The following is a 22,475-nucleotide window of genomic DNA, read 5'->3' on the forward strand; positions in this document are numbered from 1 at the left end:
CGCGCCCCCAACTGCACAGCGATTAATCAATCCGGAGCGTCAATTCACAGGCGCCGCCAGCAGCTCTTTCAGATTGGCGTCAAGCTGCGCGAGCAACTCTGGGTCCACACCAAACAGGCCGAGATGTCCGCAGATGCTCTTCAGCGGACGAAACTCGCTTCCCGGGATCAGACGCTGCTCAACCTCGCAGTCGCTCGGCGGGAAGAACATGTCGTGACTGATCGGCATCACGTAGGTCTTCGCCTTGATACGGCCGAGCGCCAACACCAGATCGCCGCCGGTGTTGCGGCTCACGTCGCCTCGTTGCCATTTCCACGCCATCGCCAGCAGAGCGTTTGGATCCATCGGCGCGAAATATCCTGTCATGAAGGTGTCGACGAAGGCCTGCATCGAGTCGAAGCCGAGCGCCTTGTGTCGACCTTCGCGGAAGAAGTCGGTACTCCACCCCATCACCGTCCACAGCTTGGCGTGGCGCTTGAGCCCGGCGGAGACATCGGCCGGCGAACCGTACTTGCCGCCACTGAACCCCGGATCGGATGTAATGGCTTCGCAGAGTGTCTCGGCGAAGACGAAATCGTGCTCGGTGTTCTTGGCGGTGCCGGCGATCGGAGCAGCTCGCTTGACGAAGTCGGGATAACGCACGGCCCACTCATAGGCTTGCTGCGCGCCCATCGAGCCGCCGACGACCAGCGCGAGACTCTTCAGACCGTATTTCTCGGTCAGAAGCTTGTGTTGGGCGCGAATGTCGTCACCAATGCGCACTTTCGGGAAGGTCGGTATGGCCTGCGCTCCACCGCTGTGGTTCGGTGAGGTGGAAAGGCCATTTCCGATCTGGTTGACGACGATGATAAAGTACTTTTCCGGATCGAGCGCACGCCCATTGCCGATATAGACCTGCTCCATGATCTTGCTCGTACCCGAGTACCAGGTCGTAACGAGGATCGCGTTGTCCTTCGCCGCGTTCAGCGTTCCGTGGGTCGCCACCGCAAGCTGACAGTCGGGAATATAGCCCCCCTCCTCAAGCTCGAGGTTGCCGATTCTAATCATCTCGTAGGGACCGTGGCCTTCCTGGCCGTAGTAGGGATTTGTGCTCATTGGATGTTTCCTTCTGTTGTTGTTATCATCAGGTCATCGCAAAGCCTTGGTAGCCATTGGCTGCAAGTTCGTCGCACTGCCGGTTGTAGTTACCGACGCCGCCAATATAGGACAGCAGGCGTCGTGGCTTTCCGTCGACGTTCGAGCCCATGTACCAGGAGTCGGTTTTCACAACGAGGGTCGCGGCCGCGATCTCGTCGTGGTGCTTCACCCAGTTGTCCTCGAACTCCTTGGTTGCCTCAACGACTCCTTTGCCGTGTTTCCTCGCGTAAGCAATGCAGTCGGTGATCCAGTCCACTTGCTGCTGAAGACAGGTCGTCATGTTGCAAAGTGCGGCGGACGGAGCGAGCGGAGCGCCGGTGGTGAACAGGTTGGGATAGCCGTGCACCTGCAACCCCATCGCGGTGCGGATATCATCGTGCCACCCGTCCTTCAGCGAACGGCCGTCGCGGCCACGGATATCGATCCGGCTGAGGGCGCCCGAACCGGCGTCGAATCCGACGGCTAGGATGATGATGTCGGCCTCATGGACCTTCCCGTCGGAGGTCTGGATGCCTTCGGGCACGATGCGCTCGATCGGTGTCTTGCGGCAGTTCACTCCCTCGACGTTGTCCTGCAGATATGCCTCAAGATAATTGTTCTCGAGTGGCACACGATGCGTGCCGAATCCGTAGTCGTTCTCGGATGGAATGAGAAGATCGCACAGCTTCGGCTCGTTTCGAAGCCGCTGCCGCAACTTGCCTCGGACGAATTCAGAAACGACCGCGCTTACCGCCTCGTCGAAGAACATTTCCGGGAACGTCGCAAGCCACATCGAGAGCGATCCGTCGTTCCAGTACTTTTCCAGAACCTCGGTGCGCTCATCGGCGGTCAGTTCGGCCCAAGGGCGATTCTCGAAGTCGTAGTCGAAGCCCGCGAAGGTGGAGCGCACGCGGGTCTTCAGCTCATTGAATCGGCTGCTCCAGCGACCCCAATCCGCTTGCGAATATTTCGGGTTCTTCATGGGCACAACATACTGTGGCGTGCGCACGAACACCTTCATCGACCCGACTTCGGGTGCGATGGTCTGGATCACCTGGATGCCGGTGGCTCCGGTGCCCACCACGGCGACCCGCTTACCTTTGAGATCGATACCATCTTTCGGCCAAAGACCGGTATGGGTGATCACACCTTTGAACGTGGACTGGCCCGGGAAGCGGTCGTTCAGCGGCGCCGACAGCATGCCGCAGCAGGCCAACAGATATTGCGTATCAATGCGTTCGCCATCGGCAGTGACCACATCCCAGCGGCCGTCGTTCTCCCGATAGGTGGCGGACTCGATCCGGGTACTGAACTGGATGTCCTTCTTGAGATCGAAGCGATCAGCGACGAAGTTCAGCCATTGCTCGGTCTCTGGCTGCCCCGGAAAACGCTCGCTCGGCTTCCAAGCTTTGTACAAATCCTCGGAAAACCAATACTGGTACACCTCGACCTGAGAATCGAAGCGCGCACCGGGGTAACGATTTCAGTACCAGGTTCCACCAACGCCCGAACCCGCCTCGTAGGCGCGAACCTTCAGCCCCAGTTGCCGCATGCGGTACAATTGGTACAGACCCGCGATGCCAGCTCCGATGACCACCGCGTCGAGCGTCGTCTTTTTTGCTCCGTTCGATCTGGACGTGATTTCAGCCTGGTCCATTTCCCTCTCCTGATATTTCTTGGCTATGCACGGCCACTCGACCTACCTAGTGGGCGGAGTGCGTCCTTGGCGATCCAACGGAAGTGCTGGGCAGGTCTCATGGCCCCTGAAGGATCTCAAGCCGCTCACGCATCGCCGGCAGAACGTGCCGGAAAATAGTTGCCCCGAACCACGGCGGGCTTGAACGAAGCCGACCATTTTTTGGACGAAATGCGTGTGCGGTGCAGCGGACGCTCCGGGCGAACCAATACATTTGGCCAAATGCAAAAAGCGCCGTATCCTGCGCTACCGATCCCATATCATCGGAAAGAAGAGCCGGCGAACGGCCGCCAACCATGCGGAGGTTGCGCCATGAGCAAGTTCATTGCGGTCGAGGAGCTTCCGCGATACGCACCGGGTGAACTGAAGCTGGACAGTTCGGCGGTCGGCCGACCTGATTTCCGCATGCGGGTATTTCGCTATGCGCCGTCCGATATTTGGGTCCCCCCGACGGAAGACTTCCTGATCGTCGTCTACCGGCAAGGAGCCACCGCGATGAACCGTCGCGTCACCGGCGCATGGAAGCAGGAGCGAGTCAGCCGCGGCATTACCACGCTGCTGACCCGCGCCGAGCCTTCGCATTGGCGATGGGCAAACGATATAGAGGTCAGCCACTTCTACATTTCACCGGCTTTCATGATGAAAACCGCGAGCGAGGCTTTCGATCATGACGTCGGCGCCATTGAACTCCATGACCTGCTCGGAATCGATGACCCCGTCCTGGGCTGGATCAACGAACAAATGGCTCACGAAGTCGCCGCCGGCGGTCCCGGCGGAAGACTCTGCTACGACGCGCTGGCGCTCCAGGCCAGCGTCCACATCGTGCGGAAATACGCGGCGGTGAAGTTCAAGATGCCTTCCGCGCGGGGACATTTCAGGCCGGCTCATGCCCGGCTGATCGAGGACTACATCCAGCAGAATATTTCCCGAAACATCACGCTCGACGAACTAGCAGCCATCTGCAACTGTACGCCGATTCAGTTCGCCCGAAAATTCCACGCTCATTACGGAATGCGGCCTCACGCTTTTGTTCAGAAACAGAAAGTCGAACAGGCATGCCGGCATCTGCGACGGGACAATTTTGCACTCAAGGAAATCGCGCTTCTCAGCGGCTTTGCCGACCAGAGTCATCTGAACAGGGTCTTTCGCCAGTACCTCAATTGTACGCCGGCTGAATATCGCAAGGGTGCCTCGGGCACCTGAAGCCGTTCCGGTCCTGGCGGCGACGACAACCTTCGTCAAAGTCGGAAAGTCTGTTCTTACCCGATCAACGAGCTTGGTGACGAGCTGTGCATCAAAAGCGACTGCACATCCATGTCGATGAGGGAGCGTGAGGATCACTCGGGCGCATGGAAAGCCGCTCCCAATCGCCGCCCCCATAATGATCAATGGCCCAATGTATACTTGAGTTTCAACGCAGTAGCTCCGCGGCTTGGTGCATAACCATCCCTCAGGCGATCCCTCGCCATCGCAGGCCGACATCCAGATGACGAAAGCAATCATCGACATCGCAAAGCCGCTCGGCATCGCCGTGCACGACCACATCATCGTCGGCAAGGGTGGGCATGCGAGTTTGCGTGGGATGCGGTTGATCTAGTAGCAATACCTGTGATCGACCCGGACATAATACCCGTCCGGCCTCTGCATGTAGCAGCCGCGCTGATAGGCATAGTAGCCGGAGCGGCGGCGCTCGCCTTCGGAAGCGATCGCGGCGCCCGTGCCGGCACCGACGACGGCGCCGATTGCGGCTCCGCGGCCTCCACCGAGCGCGCCGCCGAGGATCGCTCCGCCGACACCGCCGATGATCGCGCCGCCAATGGCGTCCTGGGCTGCAGCCTCATGCACGGGCATTGCCGCCGCAACCGTCAGACATGCCGCGATTCCAAAACTTCCAATGCGAAGACCCCGAAGCATGCTCGCCCTCCCTGTGGTGGGGCAAGTCATAGCGCCGGACGCGGATTCGGGCCAGACAAATTGCCGGCTCACGGCTCGACCCAGCGCAGCACGGCCTCGACGGTATCGGCGGGCGTGGTGTTGAAGCAGATCGCGGCTTCCGGGGCCAGGCGATGGACGAGGTTGAGCACCTTCTCGAACAGCACCAGGCGCTCCTTCGGCTCGCGCAGGCCGGCGCCGATCACGATGCAGTCGAAGCTCTCGTCGCGCAGCGCGGCCGTGACGCCGGCTTCCGCGGTGACGTCGAGATCGATCAGGCAGCTCGTGACCTCGAAGCCGAGATCGCGCAGACGCAACAGCTGCGCCTCGATATAGTTGCGCACGAGCTCCGGCGTCAGTTGCGGGAATGCGCTGTAGTCGGCACTGCCGGGTTCGATGCCGATCGCGAGGATGCGCTTGGCCATGCAGGACTCCTTGCCGAACCGTCTCACCTCGCTAACGGACGGACGACGGCGCCGGTTCCCTGATGGGCAGTCGCGCCCGCATGCCAGGTGCCGCTGAGGATTTCCCATCCAGGTTGTAAGCCATTTCACATGCGACGGACCGGCGACCTGCCAGATTTGCGGGAGATCATGCTGGCGTCACGCCCCGATCACGCCAGCCGGTTCACTTGGCTTGCACGAGATTCGACCATTCATTTGATGGAGCGGAAAATGATTTCATTCGAGAGTTTGAAAGCCGAATACGAGCGGAATTGGGCCAATCTGGAGATCCGGCCCGGGCGCCTCGCTGATGCGAATGCGGTGGCCCGCAAGGCCCTCAACGGCAAGGCAACCTATCAGCAGATCGAGCGGCTGACGGGCGTCCCCTGGTACTTCACTGCGCTCTGCCACTACCGCGAGTCCAATTTCGATTTCGACACTTATCTCGGCAACGGCGAGTCGCTGCATCGCGTGACCACCATCGTGCCGAAAGGGCGCGGCCCGTTTGCCACCTTCGTGGACGGCGCCGTGGACGCGTACAGACTCGAGAACTTCGTCGGCGCCCAGGATTGGGGCATCGCGCGGATGCTGTTCCGACTCGAGGCGTTCAACGGCTTCGGCTATCACGCCAAGGGCGTCAATTCGCCCTATCTCTATGGCGGCTCGACATTGTACGGGCCGCCCGAGGCACGGGCCGGAAAGTTTGTCCGCGACCATGTGTTCGACTCCAATCATGTCGACACCCAGCTCGGCACCGCGGCGATCCTGCATGCGATGATGTCGCTGGATTCCTCGATCACGCTCGACGGCAGCCCGCAATTCGCCGCCCGCATCGAGCCGGAGGACGATGCGGCCTCGACGGTCGTTCTCATGCAGCAGGCGCTCAACAAGCTCGGCGCCAATCCGCCGCTCGCCGAGGACGGCATCTGCGGTGTGAAGACCAGGGGGGCCGTCTCGCAATTCCAGCAACAGAACGGCTTGAGAGACACCGGGCTTCTCGACGCCGCCACGGTCGCCTCCATCACGCGCGCGACGCAGCAGCCGGGCCCTGCCGGGCAGGCGGCCGACCTGTCACACGTCCTGACCCGACTGGAAGACCTGGCGCAAGTGCTGAGGCCGCCAGCCGGCGGCACGACGCTGCCAGCGACGATTCCGCCCAAACCCGTGCCTGCCACCAACGATCCGATCAACCTGTTCGAACGGCTGTTCTCTCTTATCAACAAGACGGCGCCGATGCCGGGACCGGTCACGCCAGCCACCCCCGCCCCCGTCGACCAGCTGAAACAGGTTGTTGATCTGCTCAGCACACTGCTCAACAAGGACAGCAAGCCGGTGCTCGGCCAGGTCAACGGCGCGCTCGGCGAGACCATCGGCAAGATGCTGAACGGCAAGAAGACCGCGCTCGGTATCGGCGGCTCGGTGCTCACTGCGCTGCTCTCTTCAGTGACGGCGAGCCCCAATGCGGGAGGACTTGCCGGACTGCTCGGGACCGTCGTGTCGGCAGTGCCGGGCCTCGGCCAGTTCGCGATGCCGATCTCCCTGGCACTCGCGGCCTGGGGCGCGCTGGGCAAGATGGAGAAATGGGCGCAAGGCACGGCGCCGCCGCCGAAGCTGACGACGTAACGCGACGAGATCGTAGCTCGGGTATCGCTACGGAACGGGTCTACTCCCTCCCCCGCTTGCGGGGGAGGGCTGGGGAGAGGGTGTGTCCCTAACGGGACAATCCCCAAGAGGAAAGAGCCCTCACCCGCGCCTCCGGCGCGACCTCTCCCGCAAGCGGGAGAGGTTGCACCGAGCCCGCGGCTCGATCAGTTCCTCTCGAGGCGCCCCCGCACGTTCCGCGTCGTCTACTGACGCAGCATGATCAGGGGATCGGCGGTATCGGGGACGCGCCGCCACTGCGCGTTGTCGTCGGCCTCGAACTGCCAGGCATCGCCTGATTTCGACATCAGGATGATCTGGCCGCGCTCGAGCCGCCATTGCGTCGGGTTGAACTGCGCGATGGCTGCGTCGCATTTCGGCTTGAGGAAGACCTGGAAATTGTCGGGGCTCGACTCGGTGTTGGTCAGCGTCAGCCCGCAGATCGGCTGGCCGTTGCCGCGCACCATCGACCAGTCGCCGATCATCTGGTCCATCGACTTGGCCATCGAGCGGGCGGCCGCGAGGTCCTGCAGGATGTAGACGCCCTCGCCCTGGCGCAGGCCTTCGAAGATGCCGGCCTCGACCTCGGTAAAGTCGATTACGGCTTCACCGGTGGCGTCCTGCAAGCGGACGATGTCGAGGCCCCTGACGTTCCAGGCGACGATATCCTTGGTGAAAGGCAGCGCGGTCTTGCAGGCAGGCTCGAGCTCCAGCTTAAAACCCTGGCCTGCGGCGTCGCCCTTGAGGGTGACGACGCAGGTCTTGCTACGCTCGGTGGTCGAGAGCTCCCATTGCCCGGGCATCGATTTCTTCAGGCTCGTCGCATCCTGCGCCTGCGCGATGCCGATCGCGGCCAAATAGGCCGCGACGGCGAATGCAACGACCCGAAGAGCTGTCATCAGCGCCCCCTAAACGGCGTCTCGGCGACCGGTGTCAACGGGGCCTTGCCGCCGAACCAGGACTTGAGGTTGTCGACCACGAGCTGGTCCATGGCGTTGCGCGTCACCACCGAGGCCGAGCCGATATGTGGCAGCAGCACGACGTTCTGCATGGTCTTGAGCTCGTCCGGCACGGTCGGCTCGGCCGCGAACACGTCGAGGCCGGCGGCCAGGATGGTGCCTGATTTCAGCGCCTGCACCAGCGCGGGCTCGTCGACCACCGAACCACGCGCCACGTTGACCAGCACGCCGCGCGGGCCGAGCGCCTTCAGCACCTCGGCATTGATCATCTTGTTCGTGCTGGCGCCGCCGGGCACGATCACCATCAGCGTATCCACCGCCTTCGCCATCTCGATCAGATCAGGATAGTGCTTGTAGGAGACGTCCTTGGACGGGTTGCGCGAGTGGTAGACCACCGGCACCAGCGAGGCGTCGAGCCGGCGCGCGATGGCCTGGCCGATCCGGCCCATGCCGACGATGCCGACCTTGCGGTCGCGCAGCGAGCCGACGCTGAGCGGATAATTTTGCGTCTGCCAGAGCCCGGAGCGAACGTAGCGGTCGGCCTTGACGAACTCGCGCAAGGTGGAGATCAGAAGGCCCATCGCGACGTCGGCGACCTCCTCGGTCAGCACGTCGGGCGTGTTGGTGACGATGATGTTGTGCTCGGCCGCATATTTGGCGTCGATGTGGTCATAGCCGACGCCGAAGCTTGCCACCATCTCGATCTTGGGCAGCTGCGACAGCGAATTCTTGTCGGCGCGCACGGTGTGATAGGTCACCGCGACGCCGCGGATTTTTTCGCGGATCGCCGGCGTCAATCGCTCCAGGTCACCGCGCGTCTCGGCCTTGTGCACGACGAAATGGTCGGAAAACCCGTTCTCGAGGATCGGCCGCACCGGCCCATAGATCAGAAGGTCGATCTTTTCGGACGAAATCGAACCGGTAGACATCAGCTTTCCTTTCCAAGCGCGCTCTCATGCCAGCGCCGTAAAACGAGGTGGGAAACTAGCGCCAGCACCCCATAGATGACAATCCCGGCCAGCGACAACAGCAGCAGCGCTGCGAACATGCGGGGTATGTTCAATCGATAGCCCGACTCGGCGATCCTGTAGGCAAGCCCGGAGCCGGCGCCGGCCGTTCCCGCCGCGATCTCGGCCACGACCGCGCCGATCAGCGACAGGCCGCCGGCAATGCGCAGGCCGCCGAGGATATAGGGCAGCGCGGCCGGCAGCTTGAGGAAGCGCAGCGCTTGCTGTGGCGAGGCGCCGTAGAGCTGGAACAGCCCGGCGAGGTTGCGGTCGACCGAATTGAGCCCGAGCGTGGTGTTCGACAGCACCGGGAAAAAGGCGACGATGAAGGCACAGACCACGACCGCGGTCTGTTGTTCCAGGTAGATCAGGAGCAGCGGCGCGATCGCTATCACCGGCGTCACCTGCAGCACGATCGCATAGGGAAATAGCGAATATTCCACCCATTTCGACTGGTTGAACAGCAGCGCCAGCGCAATACCGCCGACGCTGGCCGCGACAAAACCTTCGAGCGTGGTCAGCAGCGTGGTCGCGAGCGATTGTGACAGCACCGCCCAGTCCTTGATCAGCGTCAGGATGATGATTGAGGGGGCCGGCAGCACGTAGGGCGGGATCTCCTTGATCCGGACCACCAGTTCCCAGGCGAGGAGGCCCGCCGCGAACACAATGACGGGCAACACGAAGCGCAGCGCGCGCTGCGCAGCTCGCGGTTTCGCGGTGACGGCGGCTTGCGCGTTCATAGCGTCGACTGCCCCGAATAGGACGGCGCCAGCGCCGCCGACACTTTCCGGCAATAGTCGGAATAGGCGGCGGAGGTACGAAACGCCTCGCCGCGCGGCTCGACCGTCTCGATGCGGATATCGGCCTGGATGCGGCCCGGCCGCGCCGTCATCACCACCACGCGTTGCGACAGATAGACGGATTCGAACACCGAATGGGTGACGAAGATGATGGTCTTGCCAAGGCTGCGCCACAGCGCGAGCAGATCGTTGTTGAGACGGAAGCGCGTGATCTCGTCGAGCGCGGCGAACGGCTCGTCCATCAGCAGGATGTCGGGATCGGTGACGAGCGCGCGCGCCAGCGACACCCGCATCTTCATGCCGCCGGAGAGCTCGCGTGGAAAGCTATCCGCGAAATCGGCGAGCCCGACGCTGGCCAGCGCCGCGTCGGCACGCGCGCATGCCTCTGCCTTCGGAACGCGCCCAAGCCGCAACGGCAGCCGCACGTTCTCGCGCACGCTGGACCAGGGCATCAGGGTGGGTTCCTGAAACACGAAACCGATGCCGTGACCCGGCTGCGGGACGCCCTCACGGCGCGCAACCCGCACGCTGCCCGATGACGGCGCGCTGAGCTCTGCGATGATGCGCAGCACCGTCGACTTGCCGCAACCGGAGGGGCCCAGTAGCGAGATGAACTCGCCGTTGCGGACAGCGAGGTCGAACGGGCCGAGCGCCATGACGCCATTGTCATAGGTCTTCGTCACGCCGCGCAGGCTCACGGCGAGCGCCGTCAGGCTGGCCTCGACGGCGGATGAGGTTTGGACAGGGGACATCGACCGTGCGTTATGGCTTGTTCGGGCGCAGCTCGACGCCGACGCCCTTGTTGACGAAGCGCAGCGTGTAGGATTTGCGGAAGTCGAGATCCGCCTTGACGACGCCGGCCTTGACCATCTTGTTGAAGAAGGAGGCGTAACGCTCGTCGCTCATCGCGCCGATGCCGTTCTTCAAGCTGTCGCCGGAATCGACGATGCCATGCTCCTTCATCTTGGCGACGGAATAGGCGAGCAGATCGTCGGTCATCTCAGGATTGAGCTTCTTGATCATGGCGTTGCCGGCGGAATTGTCGCGGTAGATGTAATTGTACCAGCCGACCATGGAGGCATCGACGAAGCGCTGGACGAGATCGGACTTCTTCTCGACGATGTCGCGGCGAGTCTCGATCAGGGTCGAATAGGTATTGAAGCCGTAATCGGCGAGCAGCAGCACGTTCGGCTTGAAGCCGGCGGCCTTCTCGACCGCGAAGGGCTCGGAGGTGACGTAGCCCTGCATGGCGCTCTTGGGGTTGGCGATGAAAGGCTGCGGATTGAAATTATAGGGGCGGACGTTCTTCTCGCTGAATCCATATTCGGACTTCAGCCATTGGAAGTAGCTGCCCATGCCCTCCTTGGACACGAACAGCGTCAGCGGCTTGAGGTCCTCGATCTTGCTGACCTTGGCATCCGGCTGCGTCAGCATCACCTGCGGATCCTTCTGGAAGATCGCGGCGATGGTCACGACGGGGACGTTGTTGGCCACCGCATCGAACGACATCAGCGTGTTCGCCGCCATGAAGAAATCGATCTTGCCGGCGATCAAGAGCATCCGGTTGTTCTCATTAGGCCCGCCGGGGACGATGGTGACGTCGAGGCCGTATTTTTTGTAGGTGCCGTCGGCAACGGCCTGGAAGAAGCCGCCATGCTCGGCCTCGGCGACCCAGTTGGTGCCGAAGGTGACCTTGTCCAGCGTCTCGGCGCGCACGGGGACGCCGCAGACGAAGGCGGCCATCAGGCCCGCCGTGAGCGCTCGCCGCAGATGAAAGGGGGTCATAATGGCACTCCGTCGATCGCTTCCGGCCAATCGCGTCTGGCTCATGTGGACACAACGCGATAAAACCGCATGACATCAGGGGATGCGAGCCGGCCGGGCCCGCATCCCCTGATAACCCAAATTACGTGACAAATTCGGGCAAAGAAACCTTGATGACGCCGTCCCGCGACTGGACCGAGATCCGCTGGGCCGATGCGCCCCCTGCGGAGACGTCGCGCTGGATCGCGGTGCTGCCGCTGGCGGCGACGGAGCAGCACGGCCCGCATCTGCCTGTGACAACCGACGTGCTGATCGCGGACGCCTATCTGGCGCGGGTGCGCGAGTTGTTGCCCGAGAACGTTCCAGCGACGTTCCTGCCCGTCGAGCCGGTCGGGATTTCCACCGAGCATATCGATTATCCCAGCACGCAGACGCTGGCGACTGACGTCGCGCTGAAGCGATGGACGGGAATTGGCGAGGATGTCGCGCGGCGCGGCGTGAGGAAGCTCGTCATCATCACCAGCCATGGCGGCAACAGCGCGGCCATGATGTTGATTGCGCAAGATTTGCGTGCGCATCAAAAACTGTTCGTGGTGACGACGTCCTGGTCGCGGCTGTCGGGCGCCGACAAATTGTTCCCGGCCGATGAAGTGCGACATGGCATTCATGGCGGCGCGATCGAGACCTCGATCATGCTGGCGCGCTATCCCGATCAGGTGCGCAAGCATGAAATCGCGGATTTTCCCGCGAGCAGCATCGCGATGGAAAAGCAATATCGCTGGCTGTCGACGCAGCGGCCCGCACCGTTCGCCTGGCAGGCGCAGGATCTGAACGCCAGCGGCGCAGTCGGCAACGCGACATTGGCCGTGGCCGAGAAGGGCGAGCACCTCGTCGATCAGGGCGCCCGTGCTTTTTGCGAGCTTCTGAGCGAGGTCGATAACTTCGACGTGAAGAGGCTTGCCAAGGGCCCCCTCGGCTAGGCCGTATCCAACTGGAATTGTTCAGGAAAATACTTCGATTCGGGGGCGGGTTTGCCGCTTTCGAACCGGACGCGAGCAGCCTCCGTCAAACTGGGCACGCGGGCCACAACGGACCGCCTCAACCCCGGATGGAGTTTCACATGTCGATCAAGACCAAGATTGCCGCCATCGCTCTCGCCGCCCTCGCCGTCACCGGCAGCATCGTGTCCACCACTTCCTCGGCCGAAGCCAAGCAGCCCGGCTGGGTCTGGGGTGTCGGTGCCGGCATCGCCACTGCCGCCGTCGTCGGCTCCGCGATCGCCGCCAGCAACGACCCCTATCACTACGGCTATCACCGCTGCGGCTGGGTCGCCCAGTACAACGCCTTCGGCCAGTACGTCGGCCGCGTTCGTAGCTGCTACTGATCTGAGTACCTGAGGCCGATCTCACGTGGATCCTGCGTCCGACACGGGCGCCTCATCCACCCCGTGTCGTGCCCCCGACCCCGCCCGGCTGTCCCCCGGGCGGGGTCATTCTTTTTTGAGCCGTCAGAGCAGCCCAGCAATGGCTTGGCTCAGACTGCCCTTCCGATTGCACGTTCCGCGTGTCAGGATACAGACGGGTAGCTGGAGGGCGAGCGTGAATTGGCGGGTCACAATTGGATCGATCCTGATTGCGATCCTGACATCGACACAAGCGTTTTCCGAGCCGGGGTCGCAGCCGCATACGGCGCCCCAGGCCGACAGCCGGCCTGCCGTGGACGTCGAACTCGTCATCGCGGTCGATATTTCCTACTCGATGGAAATGGATGATCTGGCAGCTCAACGCGAGGGCTTTGCCAAGGCCATCGTCTCGCGGGAATTTCTTCAGGCCCTGCGGGCCGGCCCGATCGGCAAGATCGCGCTGACCTATTTCGAATGGTCAGGCACGAAGGACCGGAAGATTGTTGTCCCCTGGCGGCAGATCGACGGACCGGAAGCGGCCGAGGCCGTCGCAGATGAACTTATGAAGGCCCCAATCCTCCGCGGTTCGCGCACGTCGATTTCAAGCGCGATCAAGTTCGCCATGCCGTTGTTCGAGCAGAACCCATACCGTGGCTCGCGCCAAATCATCGACATTTCGGGCGACGGTCCCAACAACGTCGGCGATCCTGTCGCCACAGCGCGCGACACAGCGTTGCAGAACGGCATCGTCATCACCGGCCTCCCGGTCTTGATCAATGCGACGCCGAACGGGACGAAGGATATCAGCCATATCGACCATATCGACTGGTACTACGAGGATTGCGTGATCGGCGGGCCAGGTTCTTTTGCTGTGCCGATCACCGATCGCGAAAATTTCAAGGAGGCGATCCGGACCAAGCTGGCGCATGAGGTCGCAGGCCTCACACCGAATCAATCGCCTGCCCCGACCGGGAACAAGGAGCCGCGGGTTCTCTGCATGATCGGCGAGAAGCTCTGGCAGCAGCGGTGGGATACGATCCTTCCGACAAAGGATACGAGCAGTCCGGCCATCAAGGATTCCACCTCGCTCGACAAGAAAATGAGCACGGATGACGCGTTGCTCAACAAGAAGATCAAGGGCATCTGCCGCGGCTGCTAGGCGCTTGCGTCAGCCGGCGACCGACCGCCGACCTGCCAGAGCTCGCCGCCCCTCGCATCTGTCCTGGCCCTGGATAGGCCTCCAACAAGGCCCGCCCCCCATTCCAAGCGGTGCAAGCTTCTCGCGCCCCCAAAACCGATGTTGCAGTCCCGTCACACCGAGGTGCGAACCATCCTCCGCGGCAATCCGTGTTAGTTGCTATTGCGAATTAATCGCAATAAGGTTCGCATCAGGCTCAGGAACCTGGACGAAGTCGCGCCGAATTTCGGCCGATCGCGGGTCCGGAACCTGATGACAGGGTCGCCGCGAATCGGCTGGGATAGCGCGGCGAATGGGGAAACATTCGTGTTTTTGGGGGCGTGCGTTTTGGCGTTGAGAGGTCACAGACACCGGTACTTGCGAACGGCCGCGGCGATTGCCACGGGCGTGCTGGTTTTTCCCGCCACAGGCACCGCGGCCGATCTGCCGCTGAAGGCGCCGGCGCTGAGAGCGGTCTATGACTGGACCGGACTCTATATCGGCGCGCATGCCGGCTATGGCCACGGCTCATCGCACTTCGCACTGAACGACGGCACCGCAATTGGCGACAGCGGCGTCTTCAGCGGCATGATCGGCGGCGTGCAGGCCGGCTACAATTACCGGCTCAACTCCGGCTGGCTGATCGGCGTCGAAGGCGATTTCTCGTTTCCCAACTACATCACCTCGAATTCGATCGTGTCCTTCCTGACGACACCCGCCAACACGGTCACGCAGCAATGGGACTACGCCGCGAGCGTGCGCGGCCGCGTCGGCTACACCAGCGGTCCGTGGCTGGTCTACGCCACCGGCGGCTTTGCCTGGATGGGCGAGCGCTATTTCGACTCGCCGGCCTCCGGCGCCGAAATCCCGAAGATCCTGAACACGCGGCCCGGCTGGATCGCGGGCGCCGGCGTCGAATACGGCTTCGCGCCGCATTGGAGCGCACGGCTCGAATATCTCTACAGCCGCTTCGACGGCGCCAATGTCGCCTTCTCCACGGGCGCCCAATACACCTCATCGTCGCTCGACTTCCAGCAGGTCAGGGTCGGCCTCAACCGCAAGGTCGATTGGCCGGGCGTGCCCAGCTACGACCCGAAGAGTTCTTTGATCGACACGGAATCCGATCGCTGGGAGATTCACGGCCAGAGCACTTATCTGCCGCAAGGCTATCCGTCGTTCCCCACGCTCTATACCGGACCGAACTCGCTCTCGCCTTCGCGGCAAGCCAAGGCGACCTGGAGCAACAGCCTGTTCCTGAATGCGCGGCTCTGGGATGGCGGCGAGGTCTATTACAATCCCGAGCTGCTGCAGGGATTTGGACTGAATGACACGGTCGGTGCGGCCGGCTTCCCCAACGGCGAAGCGCAGAAGTCGAACTTCCCCTATCCGCATTACAACACCTCGCGCCTGTTCGTGCGCCAGACGTTTGGCTTTGGCGGCGAGCAGGAGGAGCTCGCGAGCGGGCAGCTGCAGCTGGGACAGAAGGTCGACGTGTCCCGCCTCACGGTGCAGGCCGGCAAGTTCGCGGTCGTCGACGTGTTCGACGGCAATGCCTACGCCAAGGACACCCGCAGGGATTTCATGAACTGGTCGATCTGGGCGCCGGGCGCCTTCGACTATTCCGCCGACAAGGTCGGCCTCACCTACGGCGTCACCGCCGAGCTCAATCAGAAGCAATGGGCGCTACGCGGCGGCTATTTCCTGATGGTCTCCGAGTCCAACTCGAATCATTTCGACACCAAGGTCGGGGAGCGCGGCCAGTACGTGCTCGAGCTCGAGACGCGCTTCTCGCTGTTCGGCCAGCCCGGCAAGCTCAGGACCATGGGCTGGCTCGACAGCGCCAATATGGGCAGCTTCCGCGAGACGCTGAACAATCCCGCGCTCAATCTCGACATCGCGCAGACCCGGCGCGGCCGCGTGAAGTATGGTTATGTGCTCAACCTCGAGCAGGCGATCATGGACGATGTCGGCCTGTTCAGCCGCTGGAGCTGGAACGACGGCCATTTCGAAACGCTGGCGTTCACCGACATTCATCGCAGTCTGTCCGCGGGATTGTCGATCAAGGGCACGAGATGGGGGCGACCCGACGACGTGGTCGGCATCGGCGGCGCGATCAATGCGATTTCGCAGGACTACCGCGACTTCCTCGCCGCCGGCGGCCTCGGCGTGCTGGTCGGCGACGGTGCGCTCAACTACCGCAAGGAGCGCATCCTCGAAACCTATTACGCCTATGCGGTGAACAAGAATCTCACGCTCACCGCCGACTATCAGCTGATCGTCAACCCCGCCTACAATGCCGACCGCGGACCGGTGTCGGTGTTCTCAGGACGGCTGCACGGCGAGTTCTGAGCGCGGCGCTGACCGATGAATGCGCGCGCCTCGTCCTTCGAGACGCCCGCTTCGCAGGCCCTCAGGATGAGGCTAAGCGGCATCGGTGTCCGCCGAAATTGCCGCCGCGCACTCCGCTCTCATCCTGAGGGCCCGCCATAGGCGGGCGTCTCGAAGGATGCGCTGAGGGGAAGCCGCGCCTGACGGGATTGCGTCAGCGAGAAGTTCGAATTTTACGCGGCCCGGATCGCGTCCAGGAATTTTCCGACCTCGACCTTGAGACGGCTGCTCTCGCCGGACATTGACTTGGCGGACGCGAGCACGTTGGAAGACGCCGATCCGGTCTGGCTTGCGCCGCGCTGCACATCGACGATGCTGGCGGAAACCTGCTGGGTGCCGCGCGCGGCCTGCTGCACGTTGCGGGAAATCTCTCGCGTCGCTGCGCCCTGCTCCTCGACCGCCGCGGCGATTGCGGAAGCGATCTCGGACATGCGGCTGATGGTGTCGCCGATCGCCTTGATGGCGCCGACCGAATCCTCCGTCGCGGTCTGGATTCCCGCGATCTGCTGGCTGATCTCGCCGGTGGCCTTGGCGGTCTGCTCAGCCAGCGCCTTGACCTCGGAAGCAACCACCGCAAAGCCGCGCCCGGCCTCACCGGCGCGCGCCGCCTCGATGGTGGCGTTGAGCGCCAGAAGATTGGTCTGGCCCGCGATCTGGCTGATGAGCTCAACCACGTCCCCGATACGGCCGGCGGCCTTGGCGAGCTCGCCGACATGGTCGTTGGTCCGCCCTGCCTGCTGCACCGCTTCGCCGGCAATGCGCGCGGAGTCCTGCACCTGCCGGCTGATCTCGTCGACCGACGAGGCCATCTCCTCGGCCGCCGCGGCGACGGTCTGCACGTTGGTGGAAGCCTGTTCGGAAGCGGCCGCGACGGTCGCGGTAACCTTTTCCGATTGATCGGCCGTGCTGGTCAGCGTGCCCGCGGACACTTCGAGCTCGGACGACGCCGATGACACCGTGTTGATGACGTCGCCGATCATGGCTTCGAACTCGCGCGCGATCTGGTCCATGCGCTGGCTGCGCCGGAGCTTCGCGTCGGCCTCGATTGCGGCCGCTTCGTCGGCCGCCTTCTTGGCGAGCAGCGAATCCTTGAAGTGCTGCAGCGAGCCCGCCACCTGGCCGATCTCGTCATCGCGACCCGTCGCGGGGATCTCGACCTCGTGCCGTCCGGCGGCGAGCGTTCCGATCACCTCGGCCAGCTTCGCAAGCGGCGTCACGACGCGACGGCGCAGCATCATGGTCACGCCGGCAAGTGTACCGAGCAATGCCAGCACGACGACGCCTGCGAGCGCGAGCATCGCCAGCGCGCCATCGCGCGCAGCTGAGGCGCGTTCGGCCGCTTCCGCCAGCGCGGCATCGCGCACGCCGTAGAACATCTGGATGGCGGGCACGATGACGGTCGCCAGTTCATCGGCGCCGAGGGCATATTTGCCGTCACTGCGCGCCGCGGGCATCTCCTTGTCGATGATCGGCGCTGCTTTTCCGAAATACGCCTCCACGGCGGCCTTGAACGCCGCGACGAGGCGGGGCGGATTGCCGAGCTGGTCGATGCCGGCCTCGATGCGCTCGCGGTCGGCTTCAACACGACCCTGCATGCGATCCATCAGCAACGCTTCGGCGGCCGTCAATGGCCGGCGTGCGGACAGCGGGAGTGACAGCGTGGCCGCGCGGCTGCCTGCCGCAACCCGCAGATCCTGCGCCGTCCGCGCCAGGCGCAGCAACGACGCAAGCGAGGAATCCGCGCTGATGACCTTGGCTTCGAGCCGGTTCATGGTCGGCTCGATGGTGGCAAGCACCTCGGCAACGCCGGGCAGGAAGCCTTTGACTACAGAACCGTCGCGCGCCGCCAGAGGAACGCCCATCGTGCGATCTGCCGCGCTGTAGACCTCCTTCAGCCGCCGTGCGGCACGGTCGAGGTTCTCGACCATCGTGCCGCCGTCATCCAGCACCATGATGGCGCGCCTTGCAGCCTCGAAGGAGGCATCGGCGGCTTTCGCGGCCTTTGCAGCGGTTTCGAGCTGGGCCTGCGTTGCAACGCCTTCCTGGAACATCGGTCCAACGTAGGGGGCGCGCAGGCCGGCGACGTGCTGGCTGACCGTCAGCATTGCGCCAAAGGCATCGACGGTCTTGATCGCGTCGGAGCGGTTCGTGAAGATGCGTGCCTGGGGTATCAGGACCTCCGCGCCCAGGATGACTGCAAAAACCGTCACCGTCAGCATGGACAGCGCGAAAAGCTTCCCGATCCGCATCTTGCGTTTCCCCAATACACTTCTGCAATGTCGAAAACCTAACCGCCGGCCACTAAGAGCCCGTTAAACATGGAGTCCCGTAGTTCCACGGACGCACGCGCGAGCTTGTCGGGCAGCCGATCGACCGCGCCCAGTTCCCGCGGGCGCCAAATGGGGCAAAATTGACGGCATTTCCTCGCCGAATACCTATATCAAGGCGAGTGCCCCCATCCGGCCACACTCCCTTACCTCGGAACGTCAATGCTCTCGGTCGAACTTGCCATCGTCGTCGTCCTGATCGTCATCAACGGCCTCTTGTCCATGTCCGAGCTGGCCGTGGTCTCGTCCCGTCCGGCCCGGCTGTCGCTGCTCGCCGCCAAGGGCGTGCGCGGCGCCGAGCGGGCGCTGATTCTGGCGGCCGATCCCGGCAAATTCCTCTCGACGGTGCAGATCGGCATCACGCTGGTCGGGGTGCTTTCCGGCGCATTCTCGGGCGCGACGCTCGGACAGCGGCTGACGCAGTGGCTGCTCGAGCTCGGGCTGTCGCCCGGCATCGCCGACATCGTCGGCGTTGGGCTCGTGGTCACGCTCATCACCTACGCCACCCTGATCGTCGGCGAGCTGGTGCCGAAACAAGTGGCGTTGCGCGATCCCGAGAGCATTGCGGTGAGGGTTGCGCCGGCCATGCACGTGCTTGCGAAGGTTTCGCTGCCGCTGGTCTTCCTGCTCGACGTCTCCGGCAAGCTGATCCTCACTTTGCTCGGCCGTGGCGGCAAGTCCGAGGAGAAGGTCTCGGAGGACGAGATCCATCACCTCGTCAGCGAGGCCGAGAGCGCAGGCGTGCTCGAGCCCGGCGAAAAGGAGATGATCGCCGGTGTGATGCGGCTCGGCGACCGGCCGGTGGGCGCGGTCATGACGCCGCGCACGGAGGTCGACGAAATCGACCTCAACGACGATTTGGCCGTCATCCAGGAGATCATCGCCAAGAGCCCGCACTCGCGCTTTCCCGTCTCCGATGGCGACCGCGACAAACCAATCGGCGTGATTCAGGCCAAGGACCTGCTGGTCGCCTATATGAACGAACGCACACCGGACCTGCGCGCGCTCGTGCGCGAGGCGCCCGGCATCCCGGCGTCGGCAGACGCGCGCGACGTACTGACCATCCTGAAAACTGCTCCGGTTCACATCGGCTTCGTCTACGACGAATACGGTGGCTTCGAAGGCATGGTGACGGCGGCCGACATCCTCGAGTCGATCGTCGGCGCCTTCCATTCGGAAGCGGGACCGCCGGAGCCGGCCTATGTCAGGCGCGCAGACGATTCGCTGCTGATCTCCGGCTGGATGCCGGTCGACGAATTCGGCGAGTTGCTCGGCGTCGAACTACCGCCGCACCGCTACAACACGGTGGCGGGCCTGGTTCTGCAACAATTCAGCGCGCTGCCTGACACTGGCGACGCTTTCGACTTCGGCGGCTGGCATATCGAGGTGATCGATCTCGATGGACGAAGGATCGACAAGATCCTGGCGAGCCGGTTGAGCGAGGTCGAGACGGGGTAAATGGAGCGGCGGGGACGAACCCCAATCTAGGCTGTCGTTCCGGACAAGCGTCAGGCCGAGACCCGCACCCTCACCCGAACCTCACCCCGATCCGCTTCTCCTTGCGCCAGACCACTGTGCAGGGCAGGTGCTTGCCGTCGGCCGGGACGAACAGAGTGAAATGCTCGGGGATGCCAACCGGGCTGGTGACGTCGAGAGCCGCGCCGGCGTCGGACAGGTTGCGAACGGTGCAGTCGATCGCGCCGCCGCCGAACTCGATCGTTCCGGCCTTCAGCACGCGATGCCTCGCCTTGTCGCGCCGTTCGTCCATGGGCACAATCTACACCCAAAGTTGAATCAAGAATTAAACACAGCCCCGCTCGCGGTGACTTTACGCGCCGCGGCCAGCCACCCCGGCGGCCGGGGCGACGCTCACAGCGCCGGCTGGAATGTGTCGGCCTGCGCCATCCGCCAGGCGTCGCGAAAGCGCGGGTCTTCGGTACCTTCAAGCAGCTCGCCCGGACGCAGCGCCGGATAGAGCTGCGCGAAGGATTGCACCTGGGTCGTCGAGGTCCGTTGGCTGAAATGGATCGGGCGCAACTGCTGCGGATGTTCGAGGCCGGCGGCGGCAATCAGCTCGGTCAGCGAATGCAGCGTCGCGTGGTGATAATTGTGCACGCGGTCGATCTTGAGCGGAACGTAGAGCGCTCGCGCACGCGTCGGATCCTGGGTCGCGACGCCGGTCGGGCAACGATCGGTGTGGCAGCTCAGCGACTGGATGCAGCCGAGCGAGAACATGAAGCCGCGCGCCGAGTTGCAATAGTCGGCGCCGATCGCCATCGCCCGCGCCATGTCGAAGGCGGTGGCGATCTTGCCGGAGGCACCGATCTTGATCCGGTCGCGCGCATTGATGCCAATCAGCGCGTTGTGGACGAAACTGACGCCCTCGCGCATCGGCATGCCCAGATGGTCCATGAACTCCAGCGGCGCCGCGCCGGTGCCGCCTTCATTGCCGTCGACGACGATGAAATCAGGATAGATGCCGGTCTGAAGCATCGCCTTGCAGATCGCCAGGAATTCCCAGGGATGGCCGATGCACAGCTTGAATCCGGTCGGCTTGCCGCCGGAGAGGCGGCGCATCTCGGCGATGAACTGCATCATGCCAACAGGCGTGGAGAAGACGCGGTGCGAGGCCGGCGAGATGCAGTCCTCGCCCATCGCGACGCCGCGGATCTTGGAGATCTCCTCCGAGACTTTCGCGGCCGGCAGCACGCCGCCATGGCCGGGCTTGGCACCCTGGCTGACCTTGAGCTCGACCATCTTGATCTGGTCGTCGCCGGCAACGCGCGCGAACGCTTCGGGATCGAAGGTGCCGTCGAGATGGCGGCAGCCGAAATAGCCGGAGCCGATCTCCCAGATGATGTCACCGCCCATCTCGCGATGATAGGGGCTGACGCCGCCCTCGCCGGTGTCGTGCGCGAAGCCGCCCTTCTTTGCGCCGGCATTGAGTGCCCGCACGGCGTTGGGGCTGAGCGCGCCAAAGCTCATCGCGGAGATGTTGAACACCGAGGCCGAATAAGGCTTCTTGCAGTCGGGGCCGCCGATGCCGATGCGGAACTTCTCCGCCGCATGCGTCTTCGGCGAGACCGAGTGATGCATCCACTCATAGCCCTCGCGGTAGACGTCCTCCTGGGTGCCGAACGGACGCTTGTCGAGCTCCATCTTGGCGCGCTGATAGACCACCGCGCGGGTGTCGCGCGAGAACGGCATGCCGTCCTTCTCGCTCTCGAAGAAATATTGCCGCATCTCGGGGCGGATCTCTTCGAGCAGGAAGCGGATATGCGCGGAAATCGGATAGTTGCGCAGCACCGCATGGCTCTTCTGCAGGAGATCGCGGACGCCCAGCAGCGTCAGCGCGCCGAAAATCAGAATCGGCACCAGCAGGATGTCGAAGATCTTGCGGTCGACGATGCCGATGCCGATCAACAGCGCGGTGACGACCGCGCAGATCGTCAGCACGATGAAGCGCGGCGAGAATGGCAGCAGCAGGGTTTCCATGATCCCCTCTTCCGCCAGCGGCAGCCGTTTGGGGGATGAGTGTTGGGAGGATTCCTGCGTCTTGTTGTCGTCGGCCACGATTCCGATCCTCTCGCCAGCATGAGGCGGTACGATACGCCCTCGCCTGTCATACGGATATGACGCGACCCTTGTTTCAGGCTAGCGAATTCGGCCGAGACAAATCAATCAGCCCGATGGGCGGGGTGCGGTGCAGCAAAGGGGCTGGGGCAGGAAGAAAGGGCGTGCCACCGGCCCCTGGAGGGGCTGCGCAAGGGCCCCAATGCAGTCCACAAGCCCAGCTGTCGGCCCGGGCAAGCGTCAGCGCAGA

Annotated in this window: 20 protein-coding genes and 1 pseudogene; 8 read left to right on the plus strand and 13 right to left on the minus strand. The window is 63.4% G+C overall.

What is annotated here, in order from left to right; genetic code table 11:
- Nucleotides 1–39: 39 nt before the first annotated feature.
- The 3 genes from IVB26_RS36115 to IVB26_RS43245 are packed head-to-tail and all read right to left on the minus strand — an operon-like array spanning nt 40 to nt 2,773.
- Nucleotides 40–1,095 carry an alpha/beta fold hydrolase gene (locus IVB26_RS36115; protein ID WP_247969641.1) on the minus strand — a complete coding sequence of 352 codons (1,056 nt, stop codon included), beginning with the start codon at nt 1,093–1,095 and terminating at the stop codon, nt 40–42.
- Nucleotides 1,096–1,123: 28 nt separating this feature from the next.
- A complete protein-coding gene (locus IVB26_RS36120; RefSeq protein ID WP_346732848.1) occupies nt 1,124–2,560 on the minus strand; it encodes a flavin-containing monooxygenase in 1,437 nt (478 codons plus the stop codon).
- Nucleotides 2,561–2,599: 39 nt separating this feature from the next.
- Nucleotides 2,600–2,773 (minus strand): NAD(P)-binding protein, encoded by a 174-nt coding sequence (locus IVB26_RS43245; RefSeq protein ID WP_346732849.1) that lies wholly within the window; start codon nt 2,771–2,773, stop codon nt 2,600–2,602.
- Nucleotides 2,774–3,124: 351 nt separating this feature from the next.
- On the opposite strand from IVB26_RS43245, the gene IVB26_RS36125 reads away from it, so the two are divergent.
- Nucleotides 3,125–4,015: an AraC family transcriptional regulator gene (locus IVB26_RS36125; RefSeq protein WP_247969642.1), complete on the plus strand. Its 891-nt coding sequence runs from the start codon at nt 3,125–3,127 to the stop codon at nt 4,013–4,015.
- A 229-nt stretch (nt 4,016–4,244) separates the two neighbouring features.
- Nucleotides 4,245–4,409, plus strand: a pseudogene (locus IVB26_RS36130) (JAB domain-containing protein); the annotation flags it as partial.
- On the opposite strand, the gene IVB26_RS36135 reads toward IVB26_RS36130, so the two are convergent.
- Nucleotides 4,406–4,726, minus strand: coding sequence for a hypothetical protein (locus tag IVB26_RS36135; protein WP_247310852.1), 321 nt, complete (start codon nt 4,724–4,726; stop codon nt 4,406–4,408). The pseudogene IVB26_RS36130 and the gene IVB26_RS36135 overlap by 4 nt on opposite strands.
- Nucleotides 4,727–4,794: 68 nt before the next feature.
- Nucleotides 4,795–5,169 carry a hypothetical protein gene (locus tag IVB26_RS36140; RefSeq protein ID WP_247969643.1) on the minus strand — a complete coding sequence of 125 codons (375 nt, stop codon included), beginning with the start codon at nt 5,167–5,169 and terminating at the stop codon, nt 4,795–4,797.
- Between the two features lie 249 nt (nt 5,170–5,418).
- On the opposite strand from IVB26_RS36140, the gene IVB26_RS36145 reads away from it, so the two are divergent.
- Nucleotides 5,419–6,810, plus strand: coding sequence for a peptidoglycan-binding protein (locus IVB26_RS36145; RefSeq protein WP_247969644.1), 1,392 nt, complete (start codon nt 5,419–5,421; stop codon nt 6,808–6,810).
- 224 nt (nt 6,811–7,034) lie between these two features.
- On the opposite strand, the gene IVB26_RS36150 is transcribed toward IVB26_RS36145, so the two are convergent.
- The 5 genes from IVB26_RS36150 to IVB26_RS36170 are packed head-to-tail and all read right to left on the minus strand — an operon-like array spanning nt 7,035 to nt 11,379.
- Entirely contained in the window at nt 7,035–7,727 is a 693-nt protein-coding gene (locus tag IVB26_RS36150; protein ID WP_247969645.1) for an AprI/Inh family metalloprotease inhibitor, read from the minus strand.
- Entirely contained in the window at nt 7,727–8,716 is a 990-nt protein-coding gene (locus tag IVB26_RS36155) for a 2-hydroxyacid dehydrogenase (protein WP_247969646.1), read from the minus strand. The genes IVB26_RS36150 and IVB26_RS36155 overlap by 1 nt, the downstream gene beginning before the upstream one ends.
- The gene (locus IVB26_RS36160) at nt 8,716–9,534 is read right to left on the minus strand and encodes an ABC transporter permease (RefSeq protein ID WP_247969647.1); all 819 of its coding nucleotides are present in this window, start codon (nt 9,532–9,534) and stop codon (nt 8,716–8,718) included. Before IVB26_RS36160 ends, IVB26_RS36155 begins: the two co-directional genes overlap by 1 nt.
- Entirely contained in the window at nt 9,531–10,346 is an 816-nt protein-coding gene (locus IVB26_RS36165) for an ABC transporter ATP-binding protein (protein WP_247969648.1), read from the minus strand. Before IVB26_RS36165 ends, IVB26_RS36160 begins: the two co-directional genes overlap by 4 nt.
- 10 nt (nt 10,347–10,356) lie before the next feature.
- Nucleotides 10,357–11,379: an ABC transporter substrate-binding protein gene (locus IVB26_RS36170; RefSeq protein ID WP_247969649.1), complete on the minus strand. Its 1,023-nt coding sequence runs from the start codon at nt 11,377–11,379 to the stop codon at nt 10,357–10,359.
- A gap of 152 nt (nt 11,380–11,531) precedes the next feature.
- Here IVB26_RS36170 and IVB26_RS36175 point away from each other — a divergent pair, with 152 nt between their 5' ends.
- The 4 genes from IVB26_RS36175 (at nt 11,532) to IVB26_RS36190 (ending at nt 16,286) form a co-directional block, all read left to right on the plus strand.
- Entirely contained in the window at nt 11,532–12,338 is an 807-nt protein-coding gene (locus tag IVB26_RS36175; protein ID WP_247969650.1) for a creatininase family protein, read from the plus strand.
- A gap of 140 nt (nt 12,339–12,478) precedes the next feature.
- Nucleotides 12,479–12,742: a hypothetical protein gene (locus IVB26_RS36180; protein WP_247969651.1), complete on the plus strand. Its 264-nt coding sequence runs from the start codon at nt 12,479–12,481 to the stop codon at nt 12,740–12,742.
- Nucleotides 12,743–12,956: 214 nt separating this feature from the next.
- A complete protein-coding gene (locus tag IVB26_RS36185; protein WP_247969652.1) occupies nt 12,957–13,919 on the plus strand; it encodes a DUF1194 domain-containing protein in 963 nt (320 codons plus the stop codon).
- 396 nt (nt 13,920–14,315) lie between these two features.
- Nucleotides 14,316–16,286, plus strand: a complete 1,971-nt coding sequence (locus IVB26_RS36190; RefSeq protein WP_247969653.1) for a carbohydrate porin — start codon at nt 14,316–14,318, stop codon at nt 16,284–16,286.
- A gap of 212 nt (nt 16,287–16,498) precedes the next feature.
- Here the strand turns inward: IVB26_RS36190 and IVB26_RS36195 are convergent, their stop codons facing one another.
- A complete protein-coding gene (locus IVB26_RS36195; RefSeq protein WP_247969654.1) occupies nt 16,499–18,574 on the minus strand; it encodes a methyl-accepting chemotaxis protein in 2,076 nt (691 codons plus the stop codon).
- A gap of 240 nt (nt 18,575–18,814) precedes the next feature.
- On the opposite strand from IVB26_RS36195, the gene IVB26_RS36200 reads away from it, so the two are divergent.
- Complete coding sequence (locus IVB26_RS36200; protein WP_247969655.1) at nt 18,815–20,110, plus strand: hemolysin family protein; 1,296 nt, start codon at nt 18,815–18,817, stop codon at nt 20,108–20,110.
- A 70-nt stretch (nt 20,111–20,180) separates the two neighbouring features.
- Here IVB26_RS36200 and IVB26_RS36205 read toward each other — a convergent pair whose 3' ends face one another.
- Entirely contained in the window at nt 20,181–20,420 is a 240-nt protein-coding gene (locus IVB26_RS36205) for a PilZ domain-containing protein (RefSeq protein WP_063197991.1), read from the minus strand.
- 101 nt (nt 20,421–20,521) lie between these two features.
- Nucleotides 20,522–22,225: an FMN-binding glutamate synthase family protein gene (locus IVB26_RS36210; RefSeq protein WP_247969656.1), complete on the minus strand. Its 1,704-nt coding sequence runs from the start codon at nt 22,223–22,225 to the stop codon at nt 20,522–20,524.
- Nucleotides 22,226–22,475 lie beyond the last annotated feature (250 nt).

Origin of the sequence: Bradyrhizobium sp. 195, assembly GCF_023101665.1 — a bacterium.
Lineage (GTDB): Bacteria > Pseudomonadota > Alphaproteobacteria > Rhizobiales > Xanthobacteraceae > Bradyrhizobium.